The sequence below is a fragment of the Aeromonas sp. HMWF017 genome, from assembly GCF_003061465.1.
GTDB lineage: Bacteria > Pseudomonadota > Gammaproteobacteria > Enterobacterales > Aeromonadaceae > Aeromonas > Aeromonas veronii.
Genome location: NZ_QAJD01000110.1, coordinates 1 through 15,313 on the forward strand (window position 1 = coordinate 1; position 15,313 = coordinate 15,313).

Annotated in this window: 11 protein-coding genes; 7 read left to right on the plus strand and 4 right to left on the minus strand. The window is 59.0% G+C overall.

Annotated elements, in window-relative coordinates:
- Positions 1-718 (plus strand): 3-deoxy-7-phosphoheptulonate synthase (locus tag DBR30_RS11015; RefSeq protein ID WP_108588348.1); only part of this gene is annotated, 718 nt, incomplete at its 5' end.
- 135 nt (positions 719-853) lie between these two features.
- A complete protein-coding gene (gene tyrA, locus DBR30_RS11020) occupies positions 854-1,981 on the plus strand; it encodes a bifunctional chorismate mutase/prephenate dehydrogenase (protein ID WP_108541948.1) in 1,128 nt (375 codons plus the stop codon).
- 139 nt (positions 1,982-2,120) lie between these two features.
- On the opposite strand, the gene DBR30_RS11025 is transcribed toward tyrA, so the two are convergent.
- The 4 genes from DBR30_RS11025 to dapB form a co-directional block, all read right to left on the minus strand.
- Entirely contained in the window at positions 2,121-3,272 is a 1,152-nt protein-coding gene (locus tag DBR30_RS11025) for a DUF1615 domain-containing protein (protein ID WP_108541949.1), read from the minus strand.
- A gap of 301 nt (positions 3,273-3,573) precedes the next feature.
- Positions 3,574-6,798, minus strand: a complete 3,225-nt coding sequence (gene carB / locus DBR30_RS11030) for a carbamoyl-phosphate synthase large subunit (protein WP_005337626.1) — start codon at positions 6,796-6,798, stop codon at positions 3,574-3,576.
- A 20-nt stretch (positions 6,799-6,818) separates the two neighbouring features.
- Positions 6,819-7,955, minus strand: coding sequence for a glutamine-hydrolyzing carbamoyl-phosphate synthase small subunit (gene carA / locus DBR30_RS11035; protein WP_031227689.1), 1,137 nt, complete (start codon positions 7,953-7,955; stop codon positions 6,819-6,821).
- Positions 7,956-8,624: 669 nt separating this feature from the next.
- Positions 8,625-9,437: a 4-hydroxy-tetrahydrodipicolinate reductase gene (gene dapB / locus DBR30_RS11040; RefSeq protein ID WP_108540780.1), complete on the minus strand. Its 813-nt coding sequence runs from the start codon at positions 9,435-9,437 to the stop codon at positions 8,625-8,627.
- Positions 9,438-9,710: 273 nt separating this feature from the next.
- Between dapB and DBR30_RS11045 the strand changes: the two genes are divergently transcribed.
- From DBR30_RS11045 to serA, 5 genes are all read left to right on the plus strand, one after another.
- Positions 9,711-10,691, plus strand: coding sequence for an alpha/beta hydrolase (locus DBR30_RS11045; RefSeq protein ID WP_108540774.1), 981 nt, complete (start codon positions 9,711-9,713; stop codon positions 10,689-10,691).
- A gap of 423 nt (positions 10,692-11,114) precedes the next feature.
- Positions 11,115-12,449, plus strand: a complete 1,335-nt coding sequence (locus DBR30_RS11050; protein WP_076493733.1) for a Na+/H+ antiporter NhaC family protein — start codon at positions 11,115-11,117, stop codon at positions 12,447-12,449.
- A 212-nt stretch (positions 12,450-12,661) separates the two neighbouring features.
- Positions 12,662-13,258, plus strand: a complete 597-nt coding sequence (locus tag DBR30_RS11055; RefSeq protein WP_108540772.1) for a 5-formyltetrahydrofolate cyclo-ligase — start codon at positions 12,662-12,664, stop codon at positions 13,256-13,258.
- A 160-nt stretch (positions 13,259-13,418) separates the two neighbouring features.
- Positions 13,419-14,072, plus strand: a complete 654-nt coding sequence (gene rpiA / locus DBR30_RS11060) for a ribose-5-phosphate isomerase RpiA (protein ID WP_005353106.1) — start codon at positions 13,419-13,421, stop codon at positions 14,070-14,072.
- 324 nt (positions 14,073-14,396) lie between these two features.
- On the plus strand, positions 14,397-15,313 hold a 917-nt coding region (serA, locus tag DBR30_RS11065; protein WP_258224398.1), incomplete at its 3' end, for a phosphoglycerate dehydrogenase.

Consider the following 15,313-nt stretch of genomic DNA (forward strand, 5'->3'; position numbering starts at 1 on the left):
TGTGGAGCTGGGGCTGCACCGTGCCCGCGAGCTGCTCTGCTGGCTGGCGGAGCTGGAGTTGCCGCTGGCCACAGAAGCGCTCGATCCCATCAGCCCGCAATACCTGGCCGAGCTCTTCTCCTGGTCAGCCATCGGTGCCCGCACCACCGAATCCCAGACCCACAGGGAGATGGCATCCGGCCTCTCCATGCCGGTCGGCTTCAAGAACGGCACCGACGGCAACTTGGGGACTGCCATCAATGCGTTGCAGGCGGCCTCCTCCCCTCACGCCTTTATGGGGATCAACCAGCAGGGTCAGGTTGCGCTGCTGCAGACCCAGGGCAACCCGGATGGCCACGTGATCCTGCGCGGCGGCAAACATCCCAACTATGACTCGGTCAACGTGTCGCTGGCGGAAGAGGCGCTGGAGAAAGCGGGCCTGCTACCGAGCCTTGTGGTGGATTGCAGCCACGGCAACTCCAGCAAGGATCACCGTTTGCAGCCCAAGGTGGCCGACAACGTCATCCACCAGATCCAGGAGGGCAACCGCTCCATCATCGGGGTGATGCTCGAATCCAACCTGTTCGAGGGAAACCAGTCCAGCGAGCAGCCCAAGGAGCAGATGCGCTACGGGGTCTCCATCACTGATGCCTGCATCGACTGGGACACCACCGCCACCCTGCTGGCCCGCTGCCACAACCAGCTGGCTGACCCCCTCAAGGGCAGAACTGCACGGTAAGCCATGGTATCTTGGCGTAACCTATTGAACAATTTGGGTATCACCGCTGGTGGCATCAAACCGCTCATGCCGTGATACCTTGTTGCATCTTGATTTTCAGGGCGCCGCTGCTCGCGGCGCCAGCAGGGACTGGATATGGCTGAAGAGTTGAATGTACTCAGGGACAAGATAGATGCGGTGGACAAGCAGCTGATCGATCTGCTGGCCGCCCGTCTGGCCCTGGTGGGAGAAGTGGGTGAGGTAAAGAGCCGCCACGGCCTGCCCATCTATGCACCGGATCGGGAGGCGAGCATGCTGGCCCGCCGCCGCGCCGAGGCCGAGCAGTTGGGGGTGCCCGGCGATCTCATCGAAGACGTGCTGCGCCGGGTGATGCGTGAATCTTATGCCAGCGAGAAAGATACTGGCTTCAAATGCATAAAGCCGGACCTTGGCAAGGTGGTCATCATCGGTGGTCAGGGCCAGCTTGGTCGGCTGTTCGGCCATATGTTCAGCCTCTCAGGATATCGGGTCGAGACGCTGGAACAAGCCGACTGGCCGCGCGCTGACGAGATCCTCGCCGGAGCCGGTCTGGTGATGGTGGCGGTGCCCATCGATATCACCTGCCAGATCATCGACCGCCTCGGCAACCTGCCCGCCCACTGCCTGCTGGTCGATGTCACCAGCGTGAAAGCGGCGCCGCTCGAACATATGCTGACGGTGCACCAAGGGCCGGTACTGGGACTGCACCCCATGTTCGGGCCGGATGTGGCGAGTCTCGCCAAGCAGGTGATCGTCTGCTGCCAGGGTCGTGACCCCGCCGCCAGCCAATGGCTGCTGGATCAGATGACCATCTGGGGCGCCCGCTTGCAACAGGTGGAAGCCAAGGCCCACGATGAGGCGATGACCCTCATTCAGGCACTGCGTCACTTCGCCACCTTTGCCTATGGCTGGCACCTCTCCCGGGAGCAGGCCAATCTGGATCGCCTGCTGAGTTTGAGCTCCCCCATCTACCGGCTGGAACTCGCCATGGTGGGGCGGCTGTTCGCTCAGGATCCCCACCTCTATGCCGACATCATTTTGTCGTCACCGCAGAATCTGGCGATGATCCGTCGCTACTACCAAAACTTCGGCGAAGCGCTGGGGCTGCTGGAGCGGGGGGACAGAGCCGGATTTATCGACGCCTTCTCGCAGGTCTCCGGTTTCTTCGGCGAACATGCCGACCAGTTCCTGCGTGAAAGCCGCATGCTACTGGCCCAGGCTAACGACCGCCGCCAACACGGCTGATCCTGCAAAAGTAGTAACAACTCATGCCACTCGGAAGGAGCCGCCACCGTTCATAACTGGATGCGAGCCAAAGATCTCAATTGGAAGGGGCGATTAAGCGTGCGGGTTGCCATTAACAATGGCAACCCGCTTTCCAGTCCTACCTAATCGTCGCCATCTGCCGCACGCAGCGTTGCTCCCTGTCATCTACCCGCTTGGCAAACCAGGCGGTGGTGAGGTTGCGGGTAATTTTCGGGCTCTTTAGCTGAATGCCGGGCAGGATGGCGCGGGGCAGTCGCTTGCCCGCTTGCTTGTCGGCCAGGGTAAAGATGCGATGGTAGAGATCGGTCTCGGCAAACTCGGCGGTATCCCCTTTGCGCAGGCTCTGGTGGATCGCCTGTTTGCTCATATTGACCCGGTTGGCGAGGGTGTAGACTGCAAGCTCGGTATTGCCCGGCAGATCCGAGTCATAGCGGATCAGATCCCCGTCCAGCGCCAGAGTTTTGCCACTCAAACGGCTGACGGCGGCCTGAAAGGCGGCATTGCGACTGGCGTACCAGCCAGCGTTGAAGTCGGCAAAGCGGTAGAGGGTATCCGGGTAGTCGGCGGGATAACCGAAGATATGTTTGGTGCCAAACCAGATGCCGCCACGACGGGTAAAGACTTCGTGGCGAATGGAGTCCTTGATTGGATAGGGGTAGCCACGGGCGTTGGCCTCGGCAAAGGCGATGCTCACCTGCATCGGGCCACCGGTATGCACCGGGTTGAGGTTGCCAAACAGCGTCTTGCCCATCGGCAGCATGCTGATCATGTCTTCGAAGATTTCACTCATCTCCCGCTCGGTACGCAACTTGTCGATCCGCTCGGCGTAGCTCTTGCCGGTGGGCGAGTTGATGGAGAGCGCGGCCCGCACCATAAATTCGGGGATCAGCAGCTTGGCTGCCCGTGAGTTGATCTCTTTCCAGGCGATCTTGCCAAGGCCCGGCACTACAGGGTCGGCCTGATAAGTGGCTTCCTGCTCCGCCACCGCCAGCACGCTACAGACGTTGTGATCATTGACCGTCACCCCCTGGGTGGTGAGCGCCGTCACCACGTCGTTGGCCCACCCCTGTTTGTCAGGCACCTGACGGGGCAAGAAGCGCACGATGCGGCTCTTCATATCCGCTGGTTTGCGCGGCTGCATGGCAGGCGGCGTTTTGGGGTTGCTCATGCTCGCCTCTTTGGCAGGCGCGGAGGCGGGATCACTGGCACAACCGGCCAGCAACAAGGCAGAGCAGAAGGCAAGAAGACGACAGGAAGGCAAAGCGGTCATAAGCATGTCCATTTTTTGTAGGCCCTACAGGCAGCGCCGCTGGCACTGCACTGACAAGCAAAGTGGGGCCATTGTAGAGGATTGCCTGCCGCAGTTGAAACCCGCGCTCGCAGCATCCCCTCCCCTTGCCAGCTTTTACCACCCCACGCGCCATCCGTTGTCTGCGATGCGGAACTCATGACCTTACTCAATGGCTCACCCGCCCCGAGCCGAACGGTGAGCGACAGATAAAAAGAAACCCCCGCCATCGCTGGCGGGGGTTGGTCGTCTGGCAAGTCGGGCTGATGCCCGCTGGAAACTCTTAGCGGTTTTTCACCTTCTGGTGCAACTCCTGCACCGAGTTGACGTTGGCGGTGGCATCCACACTGATGGCCATGCAGGTGGCAAATGCCTCATTCATGGTGGTGGTATACGCCACTTTGTTCTGCAAGGCGGCGCGACGCAGCTGCTTGGAGTCCTGGATCGCCACCCGCCCTTCGGCGGTATTGACGATGTAGGTGTACTCGCCATTCTTGATACGATCCAGAATGTGCGGGCGACCTTCGTGCACCTTGTTGACCAGGCGCGGGTTGATGCTCGCTTCACCCAGCGCGACTGCGGTACCGTGAGTGGCATCCAGCTCGTAGCCCAGCTCCAGCAGCTTGGCGGCCAAGTCGACCACCTGCGCCTTGTCGCTGTGACGCACTGACAAGAGGGCACGACCCTCTTTCGGTACGGCGTGGTTGGCACCCAGCTGCGCCTTGGCATAGGCCTCGGCAAAGCTGCTGCCCACCCCCATAACCTCACCGGTAGAGCGCATCTCTGGCCCCAGCAGCGGGTCAACTCCCGGGAACTTGGCGAACGGCAGTACCACCTCTTTCACCGAGTAGTAGGGTGGGATGATCTCTTTGGTGAAGCCCTGTTCTTGCAGCGACTGACCGGCCATCACACGGGCGGCAATCTTGGCCAGCGGGGCGCCGGTCGCCTTGGAGACAAACGGCACGGTACGGGCGGCACGCGGGTTCACCTCGATGAGGTAGATGTCATCGCCCTTGACCGCGAACTGCACGTTCATCAGGCCGATAACGCCGAGCTCCAGCGCCAGCTTGCGCACCTGCTCGCGGATCTCGTCCTGAATTTTCTTGGACAAGGTATAGGGAGGCAGGGAGCAACCGGAGTCACCGGAGTGGATACCGGCCTGCTCGATGTGCTCCATGATGCCGCCGATGACTACATCGGTGCCGTCGCAGATGGCATCCACGTCCAGCTCGGTGGCATCGTCCAGGAAGCGATCCAGCAGTACCGGCGATTCGTTGGAGACGCTCACCGCCTCGGCGAAGTAGCGACGCAGATCCTGCTCGTCATAGACGATTTCCATGGCGCGGCCACCCAGCACGTAGGAGGGGCGAACTACCAGCGGGTAGGTGATACGCTCGGCCAGCAGCACGGCCTGCTCCAGCGCGGTGACGGTGCCGTTTTCCGGCTGCTTGAGGCCGAGGCGCTCGACGGCAGACTGGAAGCGCTCGCGGTCTTCGGCGCGGTCGATGGCATCCGGGCTGGTACCGATGATCGGTACGCCGTTGGCTTCCAGTGCACGGGCCAGTTTCAGCGGGGTCTGGCCACCGTACTGGACAATCACGCCCTTGGGTTTTTCGATGCGCACGATTTCCAGCACATCTTCCAGGGTCACCGGCTCGAAGTAGAGACGATCCGAAGTGTCGTAATCGGTGGAGACGGTCTCCGGGTTGCAGTTGACCATGATGGTCTCGTAACCATCTTCGCGCAGGGCCAGCGCCGCATGCACGCAGCAGTAGTCAAACTCGATACCCTGACCGATACGGTTCGGGCCGCCGCCGATGATCATGATCTTGTCGCGGTTGCTCGGGGCCGCTTCGCACTCCTCGTCATAGCTCGAATACATGTAGGCGGTGTTGGTGGCGAACTCGGCGGCGCAGGTATCGACCCGCTTGTAGACCGGGAAGATGTTGTGGCGGGCGCGCAGTTTGCGCACTTCCCCTTCGGCCACACCGAGGATCTTGGCCAGACGGGCATCGGCAAAGCCTTTGCGCTTGAGGGCACGCAGGAAGTCGGCATCGAGACCGGCCATGCCGCGCTCTTTCACCTCTTCTTCCAGCTTCACCAGATCTTCAATCTGTACTAGGAACCAGGGGTCAATCTTGGTCAGCTTGAAGATGCCGTCCATGGAGAGACCGGCGCGGAACGCATCGGCGATATAGAAGATACGGTCGCTACCGGCGTCCTGCAGCTCGTGACGGATGCGGGTCAGGGAGTCCGGGGCATTGAGGTCAACCATGGGGTCGAAGCCGGTTTTGCCGGTTTCGAGGCTGCGCAGCGCCTTGTGCAGGGACTCCTGGAAGTTGCGGCCGATGGCCATCACTTCGCCGACCGACTTCATCTGGGTCGTCAGACGGTCGTTGGCACCGGCGAATTTTTCAAAGTTGAAGCGCGGCACCTTGGTGACCACGTAGTCGATGGCCGGCTCGAAGGAGGCCGGAGTACGGCCGCCGGTGATGTCGTTCATCAGCTCGTCGAGGGTGTAACCGATGGCGAGCTTGGCAGCGATCTTGGCGATGGGGAAACCGGTCGCCTTGGAAGCCAGCGCAGAGGAGCGCGACACCCGCGGGTTCATCTCGATGATGACCATGCGACCATCTTTCGGGTTGATACCGAACTGGACGTTGGAGCCGCCGGTCTCGACGCCGATCTCGCGCAGCACCGCCATGGAGGCGTTACGCATCAGCTGGTACTCCTTGTCGGTCAGCGTCTGGGCTGGCGCGACCGTGATGGAGTCACCGGTGTGGATACCCATGGGGTCGAAGTTTTCGATGGCGCAGACGATGATGCAGTTGTCGTTGCGATCCCGCACCACTTCCATCTCGTACTCTTTCCAGCCGATCAGCGACTCGTCGATGAGCAGCTCTTTGGTCGGCGACAAGTCCAGACCGCGCTCGCAGATCTCGACGAACTCTTCGGTGTTGTAGGCGATGCCGCCACCGGAGCCGCCCATGGTAAAGGAGGGACGGATGATGCAGGGGAAACCGACCATCTGCTGCACGCCCCACGCCTCTTCCATGTTGTGGGCGATGCCGGCACGCGGGCACTCGAGGCCAATGCTGCGCATCGCCTTGTCAAAGCGGGAGCGGTCTTCGGCCTTGTCGATGGCGTCGGCGGTGGCACCGATCATCTCGACACCGAACTCGGCCAGCACGCCATGCTTCTCCAGCGCCAGTGCGCAGTTAAGCGCAGTCTGGCCGCCCATGGTGGGCAGGATGGCGTCCGGGCGCTCTTTCTTGATGATTTCGCGCACCACTTCCCAGGTGATGGGCTCGATGTAGGTGGCGTCTGCCATCTCCGGGTCGGTCATGATGGTGGCCGGATTGGAGTTGACCAGAATGACGCGGTAGCCCTCCTCGCGCAGGGCTTTGCACGCCTGGGCGCCGGAGTAGTCAAATTCGCAGGCTTGGCCGATGACGATGGGGCCGGCGCCGAGGATCAGGATGCTCTGAAGGTCATTACGTTTTGGCATGAAACTCTTTCCTCTATTTCTTAGGCGCGATACTGCTTAATCAATTCGATAAAGTGGTCAAAAAGACCGGCACAGTCGTGCGGGCCCGGGCTCGCTTCAGGGTGCCCCTGGAAGCTGAAGGCCGGACGGTCGGTGCGATGGATACCTTGCAGGGAGCCATCGAACAGGGAGACGTGGGTGGCGCGCAGGCAATCCGGCAGGCTGTTCTCGTCTACCGCAAAGCCGTGGTTCTGAGCGGTGATCATGACGGTGTTGTCATCGAGGCTCTTCACCGGATGGTTGGCGCCGTGGTGGCCAAACTTCATCTTGACGGTCTTGGCACCGGAGGCCAGACCCAGCAGCTGGTGACCCAGACAGATGCCGAATACCGGCGTGCTGGTATTAAGGAAAGCCTTGATGGCCTCGATGGCGTAGTCGCACGGCTCGGGGTCGCCGGGGCCGTTGGAGAGGAAGATGCCATCCGGGTTCATCGCCAGTACCTCGGCGGCCGGGGTCTTGGCAGGCACCACGGTCAGGCGGCAGCCACGGTCAACCAGCATCCGCAGGATGTTGCGCTTGACGCCAAAGTCATAGGCTACCACGTGGTATTTCAGCTGGTCGGCATCCGGGGTGACGTGCCCCTTGCCAAGCTGCCAGCTCCCTTCGGTCCAGTTGTACGCCTCACCAACCGTCACCTCTTTGGCCAGATCCATCCCCTTCAGACCGGGGAAGGCGCGGGCCTGTTCGAGAGCATAGGCTTCATCGACCTGTTTCCCGGCCAGAATGCAGCCAGCCTGAGCGCCTTTCTCGCGCAGGATGCGGGTCAGTTTACGGGTGTCGATGTCGGCGATGCCAACGATGTTGTGAGACTTGAGGTATTCGGAGAGGGATTGCTGATTGCGGAAATTGGAGGCAAGTATCGGAAGGTCCCGGATGATCAATCCCTGAGCATGGATCTGACTGGACTCTTCATCTTCGCTGTTGGTGCCGGTGTTGCCTATATGGGGGTAAGTGAGGGTGACTATCTGACGGGAATAAGAGGGATCGGTGAGGATTTCCTGATAGCCCGTCATCGACGTATTGAAAACCACTTCACCAACGGAACATCCCTCGGCGCCTATCGACACGCCTTTGAACACAGTTCCATCTTCCAGCACTAGCAATGCAGTGTGATTCAAGACAACCTCCAGTTATTTAGCTTTAAATTCAGCAATTTACCTGGGTGTTGCGGGCTCGGTTCCGGTCTTGGACAGGACTCGAACCCGGCAGATTTCTGGCAAATTGGGCGCATTCTACTTAAAAAAAGTGGCATTTCAACGTCTTTTCTCAGATGAAATGCATCTAAATTCAATAAAAAAGCAACATTACCCATTATCTATGCACCTGCCCGCTTTGCAACCCCCTCCCGCGAAAGAAAAGAAAAAACCACCACCAAAAGATGCCACCAAGCTAGCGATAACGACAAAAACAAACAAAAAAACCAATTAAAACAATGGCATTTATTTTTACAAAAAAAACATTAATGACAAATTTAACGCTTTTACGATGACAAGAGTGAACATGAAAAATGGAAAACGTTTTTCCGCGTTTGAATTTTTAGTCTTTTCTTGTCGGTGTAAAAAAATGGCTTAATCAGCCATAAAGATGCTCAAATCCGTTACCTGGTGATGACATTCAGGAAGGAAAAATCTGGTGGATAACGCAATAGTGTGATTTATAAGGCATTCAGATAAAAATTGCCTATAGTGTGTCTTTTTACACAAACTCTGGCTGACTGACAGCAAAAACCCCGGCAAGCCGGGGTTTTTCACTGGGTAGCAGTAATACGAAAGTGTCGCTCAGAGGCATCACTTGAGATTGAGCACATCCTGCATGTCATAAAGACCGGCACCCTGCTGACAAAGCCACTTGCCCGCCCGCACAGCACCGTTGGCGAAGGTCAGGCGGCTGGAGGCCTTGTGGCTGATCTCCACCCGCTCGCCGATATCGGCAAACATGACGGTATGCTCCCCCACCAGATCGCCGGCGCGAATGGTGGCAAAGCCGATAGTGTTGCGATCCCGCTCGCCAGTGATCCCCTCGCGACCATAGACGGCGCACTCCTTGAGATCGCGACCCAGGGTTTTGGCGACCACTTCACCCATGGAGAGCGCAGTACCGGATGGCGCATCCACCTTGTGGCGATGGTGGCCTTCGATGATCTCGATGTCGGTATAATCCCCCATCACCTTGGCGGCCTGTTCCAGCAACTTGAACACCAGGTTGACCCCGACCGAGTAGTTGGAGGCGAACACGATACCGATCTGCTTGCCCGCCTCTTTCAGGGCGGCCTTGCCTGCATCGTCAAAACCGGTGGTGCCGATCACCATCTGCTTGTGGTGGGCCAGCGCAAAGGCCAGATTGGCAAGGGTCACCTCGGGGCGGGTGAAGTCGATGATGAGATCAAACTCATCGCGCACCTTGTCCAGACTATCGCTGATGGCCACACCCAGATGGCCCAGCCCATTGAGCTCACCGGCATCAAGGCCGATCACCGCCGAACCCGGCCGCTCCAGCGCGGCACCGACCACTACGCCATCGGTGTTGGTGATGGCCTCCAGCAGCACCTTGCCCATACGACCATTACAGCCCATCACGGCCACACGGATCGGATTGTCCATCTCCACCCTCTCATCTCTTTTAATTATGGAAAGAGACCGTTTTACCAGCCCGCGCCGGGTTTGAAAAGCCATGATGCCACCACTCCTTGCTGCACTCGCCAACGGCAGCGCCCGCTGGCTGGCCAAGTACTTCCTTTTGGTCACAGGCCGTTTTTCATCGTCTCACTCCATCATTTGGCAGACCGGGTGCCATCTGATAGGTTCGAACGAGTGAAATGCCAGCATAAGCAAAATCAGGGCAACGCCCGTGTCGATATCAAACGAGGTGCAAGGATGAGCGCAGGATTGCTGTTTGCTGTGGGGTTGATATCACTGACCCTGGTCATACTGGCCGCGGCTCTGCTGTTTGGCGGGCCGAGCTTGGCACCGGCGATGGCCAGCATCAACGACCCTTTCAAGGGGAGTGGCTGGAGCAACATGCCACCCCTCTCAAGATACCCGGCGCGTGACGGCACGCAGCTGGCCTATCGGCACTATGGCGCAGAGGGCAATACGAAGAACAACAAGGTCAAGGGCAGCGTGGTACTGGTTCATGGCTCTTCTGCCAGCAGCCAGAGCATGCACAAGATGGCGGACGCCTTTTCGCAAGCGGGATATGACGCCTACGCCCTCGATATTCGCGGCCATGGCGCATCGGGCAACAAAGGCACCATTGCCTACATCGGCCAGCTTGAGGACGATCTGGAAGATTTCATCAAGTCGGTAGCCCCCGACAAGCCTGCAACACTCGTCGGCTTCTCGTCAGGGGGTGGCTTTGTCCTGCGTGTTGCTGGCAGTGCGCGACAAACCCTGTTCGAGAGCTATCTGCTGCTCTCCCCCTATCTCGGCCCCACGGCCGCCAACTACCGGCCCAACAGCGGTGGCTGGGTGCGTGTCGGCTTGCCTCGCCTCATCGCCCTGAGCATCCTCAACGGTTTCCATATTTCCGCACTCAACCATCTGACCGTGCTGAACTTTGCCCTCAATGATGAGGCGAAATCCCTGCTGACCCCCTCCTACTCCTTCAACCTTGCCTCGAACTTTCAGCCAGAGCGCGACTATCAGCAGAATTTGCGCAATGTGCAACGTCCCTGCGCCGTGATCGCGGGTGCAAATGACGAAGCCTTCCAAACAGATCAACTTGAACCTGAGTTAAGACGTCTCGGCATCTCCTGGCCTGTCACCCTGCTGCCCGGAATTGGCCACATTCCGCTGACGCTGGAACAGGACGCCATCACAACAGCCGTTCAGGCGGTGGAGAAATTGACACAGTAACCACACAGCCCAGGTCTTGTGTCCACGCGTTCTGGAAATATCCGTACAATGCTCACGTAGAGATAGAGAGAGGGCTGCGGGAAAAATCCCCAAGATGGCATGCAGAGATCTTATCGTTTACCTCTTTCCTTACTAAAGGCACGCGATACCCCCAGATACCCGCGGACTGCGCCAGAACAGCAATGAACAATAAACAACGCCAACTTATTTTTCCGAATATTCTTTGGATAAATCAATTACACCAGAATCATCAAACAAAAACACCTATCCATCTGGACGTCTATCTTGACCAAGCGAGGTTGACTCACTACTGTGGGCACCCCAATGCGGCAGGATGCCCGCCCTGTTTTCCCCCTATCCCTATCCGATACAGGTACAAAGCAGTTTATGACAGGAGGTCATTGTTCAATTTCAGAGGAACACATGATCCAGATCCAACCCAGTGCCAGGGCCTTGCTGCCACTTCTGGTTTTTCTCGCACTCTTTATCGGTACCGGTACCTGGCTGACCCTGCAGGGGGTCGAGTTCGCCTTCTATCAACTGCCCGCTCCGGTTGCAGCCTTGCCTGCGGTGATGCTCGCCCTGCTGCTTGGCAAAGAGAGCTTCAACAGCAATCTGGAGACCTTCTTCAAGGGGGTCGGCCACAGCAATATCATGGCGATGTGCCTTATCTATCTGCTGGCGGGCGCCTTTGCCAGCGTGGCCAAGGCCACCGGCGGGGTTGATGCTACTGTGGCACTGGGCCTGTCTCTCATCCCTGGCTGGGCGCTGTTGCCCGGGCTGTTCCTCATCTCTGCCTTTATTGCTACCGCTATGGGCACCTCCATGGGCACTATAGGTGCCGTGGCGCCGGTCGCGCTGGGCGTGGCGCAGGCGGCCGGTATCGATCCGGTGCTGATGGCAGGCACCATTCTCTCCGGCGCCATGTTTGGCGATAACCTCTCCATCATCTCCGACACCACCATAGCAGCAACCCGCAGTCAGGGGTGCGAGATGAAGGACAAGTTCCGCGAGAACTTCAAGATTGCTGCCCCTGCTGCCATCGCGGTGATCCTGCTCTATCTGACCCTGGGCTCAGTGGGTGAATCCCCTGCCAGCGGCAGCGCCATCGAGCTGTTCAAGGTAATGCCTTATCTTCTGATCTTGGGGCTGGCGCTCGCTGGGGTGAATGTGTTTGTGGTGCTGGGGATCGGTATTCTGGCCGCCGGAGCGGTGGGCATGATCAACGGCTACGCCATCGGTCAGTTCAGCAAGGATATCTATCAGGGCTTTACCGGCATGCAGGAGATCTTCCTGCTCTCCATGCTGATCGGCGGCCTCGGCGCCCTGATGGAGCGTCAGGGTGGACTGGCCTGGATCAGCGAGCGCATCAGCGCCCTGATTGCCCGTTTCACTCGCGAGCACAATGGTGAACAGAACGAAAAAGCGGCCGAGCTCGGCATCGCCGGGGTGGTGAGCCTCACCAACCTCTGCACCGCCAACAACACGGTGGCTATTATCGTCGCCAGCAAGGTAGCCCGGGATCTGGCCGAACACCACGGTGTCACCCCGCGCCGCGCCGCCTCCATGCTCGATATTTTCTCCTGCGTGGTACAGGGTCTGATCCCCTGGGGCGCACAGGCGCTGCTGCTGGGATCCATCTTCGCCCTGTCGCCGTTGGCGGTGGTGAGCATGAGTTTCTACCCGATGGCACTCGCGGTAGCGGCACTCATTGCAGTGTTTGTGAAGCACCAGATGCGCGGCAAGGCTGACAAGTAACTGACCAGAGTCTGGCGCGCCGACATGCTGTCAACAGGGGCCACACCCTGGCCCTTGTTGACTCACTAACGGATCAGCCAGCATTTATCCCACCGTTCCGGGCATCAGCCGTCCGGGGCGGGAGTTCCCCTGTCCCCCTTAACGTCAAGAGTGAATGTGCTAAGGTAGAGCGCGTTCAAGCCATCGATGCGCAGCTATACCAGAGGTTCCCCATGCATGAGTCCCAACCCGAACGTCAATCCCTGCGCCAACTGGTTCGTCAACGCCGCAAAAATCTGAGTCCGGCCGAGCAGCAGGCGGCGGCCCAACAGCTGCTGGCCCAGTTCAAGCAACACCCCGAGATCCTCGCCGCCAAACGCATTGCCCTCTATCTGGCCAATGACGGGGAGATCAACCCCTTGCCCACCATCCATTGGCTGTGGGCCCAGCACAAAGAGGTCTACCTGCCGGTGCTCCACCCCTTTACCCTGGGTCACCTGCTCTTTTTGCGCTATACCGCCACCAGCCCCATGGTACGCAACCGCTACGGCATCGAAGAGCCGGAGCTGGATATCCTGCAGGTGGTGCCCCACAGCACGCTCGATCTTATCTGCACCCCGCTGGTCGCCTTCGATGCCCAGGGCAATCGTCTTGGCATGGGGGGCGGCTACTACGATCGCACTCTCGCCATCTGGCATGAGCACAAGCTGGGCCCCAAGCCACTCGGCATTGCCCACGACTGCCAGCAGATAGATGCCGTCCCGCAAGAGGAGTGGGATGTGCCGCTGCCCCAGATCATCACCCCGAGCCACTGCTGGCGCTTTGAATAGGCTGTTTTTGGCCGGCAGCCCCGGCTTTGTGCGCGCAAACGCAGAATAAACAGGCAAACGATTTACAAAGTCCCTCTTTTTGCCCCGGAACGTGAGCAACAAGGTCGCGACGGGGTACCGGGTTGGATATAATGCGCCCGCTTTTTCTTAAGGAACGATCATGACTCAAGATGAAATGAAGAAGGCGGCCGGTTGGGCTGCGCTCAAGTATGTGGTTCCCGGCACCATCGTCGGGGTGGGCACCGGCTCTACCGTCAACCACTTTATCGACGCGCTGGCGACCATGAAGGACGAGATCAAGGGGGCGGTATCCAGCTCCGTGGCCTCTACCGAGCGCCTCAAGGGCTTCGGCATCACCGTATATGATCTCAACGAGATCGACGCCCTCTCCGTCTATGTGGATGGCGCCGACGAGATCAACGCAACCCGCGACATGATCAAGGGTGGTGGCGCAGCCCTGACCCGCGAGAAGATCGTTGCCGCCGTCGCAGACAAGTTCATCTGCATCATCGACAACACCAAAACCGTCGACGTGCTGGGCCAGTTCCCGCTGCCGGTGGAAGTGATCCCGATGGCCCGCGAATACGTGGCCCGTGAAATCCGCAAACTGGGTGGCAACCCGGTGTGGCGTGAAGGCGTGGTCACCGACAACGGCAACCACATTCTGGATGTAAAAGGCATGGCCATTACCGACGCCAAGGCGCTGGAAGTGCGACTGAACGCCATTGTTGGCGTGGTCACCAACGGCCTGTTCGCCGCGCGCGGCGCCGACGTGGTCCTGATCGGTACGCCTGACGGCGTGATTACCCAGTAATCCCGACACCGGTAGCACAGTGCAGCGGCATCCTCCCTCGCACGCCAGCGCCACTCTGCCACCTCTGACGCAGCAGCGGCGTTGATTGAGCCCCGGGATGGGATATGACCCAAACATTGCACTGTGAATAAATGACGGCGCCTGATGGCGCCGTTTTTATTTATCCCTCAACAAGTTGCATACGGATGTTTACAACATTCGTTGATAACTTCAAAGAATTTGACTTTCGTCACAAATATTCCCTCTCCCAAACGTTTTTGCTACTTTACGGTTTTCTTCGCACACCAAATCTGCACTTACGTTTGCACATACAGAGGGATCGTCATGACTGCCAAGTTTTCGTTGGACAAGGATAAAATCAAGGTTCTGCTGCTGGAGGGGGTTCACCCCAACACCGTAGAGACCTTTCGTGCCGCAGGTTACACCAGTGTGGAGTATCTCAAGACCTCGCTTTCCGAAGAGGAGCTGATCGAGCAGATCCGCGACGTTCATTTCATCGGGCTGCGCTCCCGCACCCAGATCACCGAGAAAGTCCTCGACGCCGCCAACAAGCTGGTCGCCATCGGCTGCTTCTGCATCGGTACCAACCAGGTCGAGCTGGAAGCGGCCCAGATCCGCGGTATTCCGGTCTTCAACGCCCCCTTCTCCAACACCCGTTCGGTCGCCGAGCTGGTACTGGGCGAGATCCTGCTGCTGCTGCGCGGCATCCCCGAGAAAAACGCCAAGTGCCATCGCGGCGTGTGGGAAAAACTGGCCAACCGCTCGGTGGAAGCGCGCGGCAAGAAGCTCGGCATCATCGGCTACGGCCACATCGGTACCCAGCTCGGCATCATCGCCGAGAGCATCGGCATGAAGGTTTATTACTACGATATCGAGAACAAGCTCTCGCTGGGTAACGCCATTCAAGTGCCGAGCATGGTCGAGCTGCTCAATATGTCTGACGTCATCAGCCTGCACGTGCCGGAGACCGCCTCCACCAAGAACATGATCGGTGCCGAGCAACTGCGGATGATGAAGCCGGGCGCCATCTTCATCAACGCCGCCCGCGGTACCGTGGTGGATATCGATGCGCTGGCTGACGTCATCAAAAGCGGCCATATTGCCGGCGCCGCCATCGACGTCTTCCCGGTCGAGCCCAAGTCCAATGACGAGGAGTTCCAAAGCCCGCTGCGTGGGCTGGAGAACGTCATCCTGACCCCGCACATCGGTGGCACCACCCATGAGGCGCAGGAGAACATCGG

Coding starts and splice junctions, on each gene's coding strand:
- tyrA (WP_108541948.1), top strand. CDS start 854: ATGGCTGAAGAGTTGAATGTACTCAGGGACAAGATAGATGCGGTGGAC.
- DBR30_RS11025 (WP_108541949.1), bottom strand. CDS start 3,272: ATGACCGCTTTGCCTTCCTGTCGTCTTCTTGCCTTCTGCTCTGCCTTG.
- carB (WP_005337626.1), bottom strand. CDS start 6,798: ATGCCAAAACGTAATGACCTTCAGAGCATCCTGATCCTCGGCGCCGGC.
- dapB (WP_108540780.1), bottom strand. CDS start 9,437: ATGGACAATCCGATCCGTGTGGCCGTGATGGGCTGTAATGGTCGTATG.
- DBR30_RS11045 (WP_108540774.1), top strand. CDS start 9,711: ATGAGCGCAGGATTGCTGTTTGCTGTGGGGTTGATATCACTGACCCTG.
- DBR30_RS11050 (WP_076493733.1), top strand. CDS start 11,115: ATGATCCAGATCCAACCCAGTGCCAGGGCCTTGCTGCCACTTCTGGTT.
- DBR30_RS11055 (WP_108540772.1), top strand. CDS start 12,662: ATGCATGAGTCCCAACCCGAACGTCAATCCCTGCGCCAACTGGTTCGT.
- rpiA (WP_005353106.1), top strand. CDS start 13,419: ATGACTCAAGATGAAATGAAGAAGGCGGCCGGTTGGGCTGCGCTCAAG.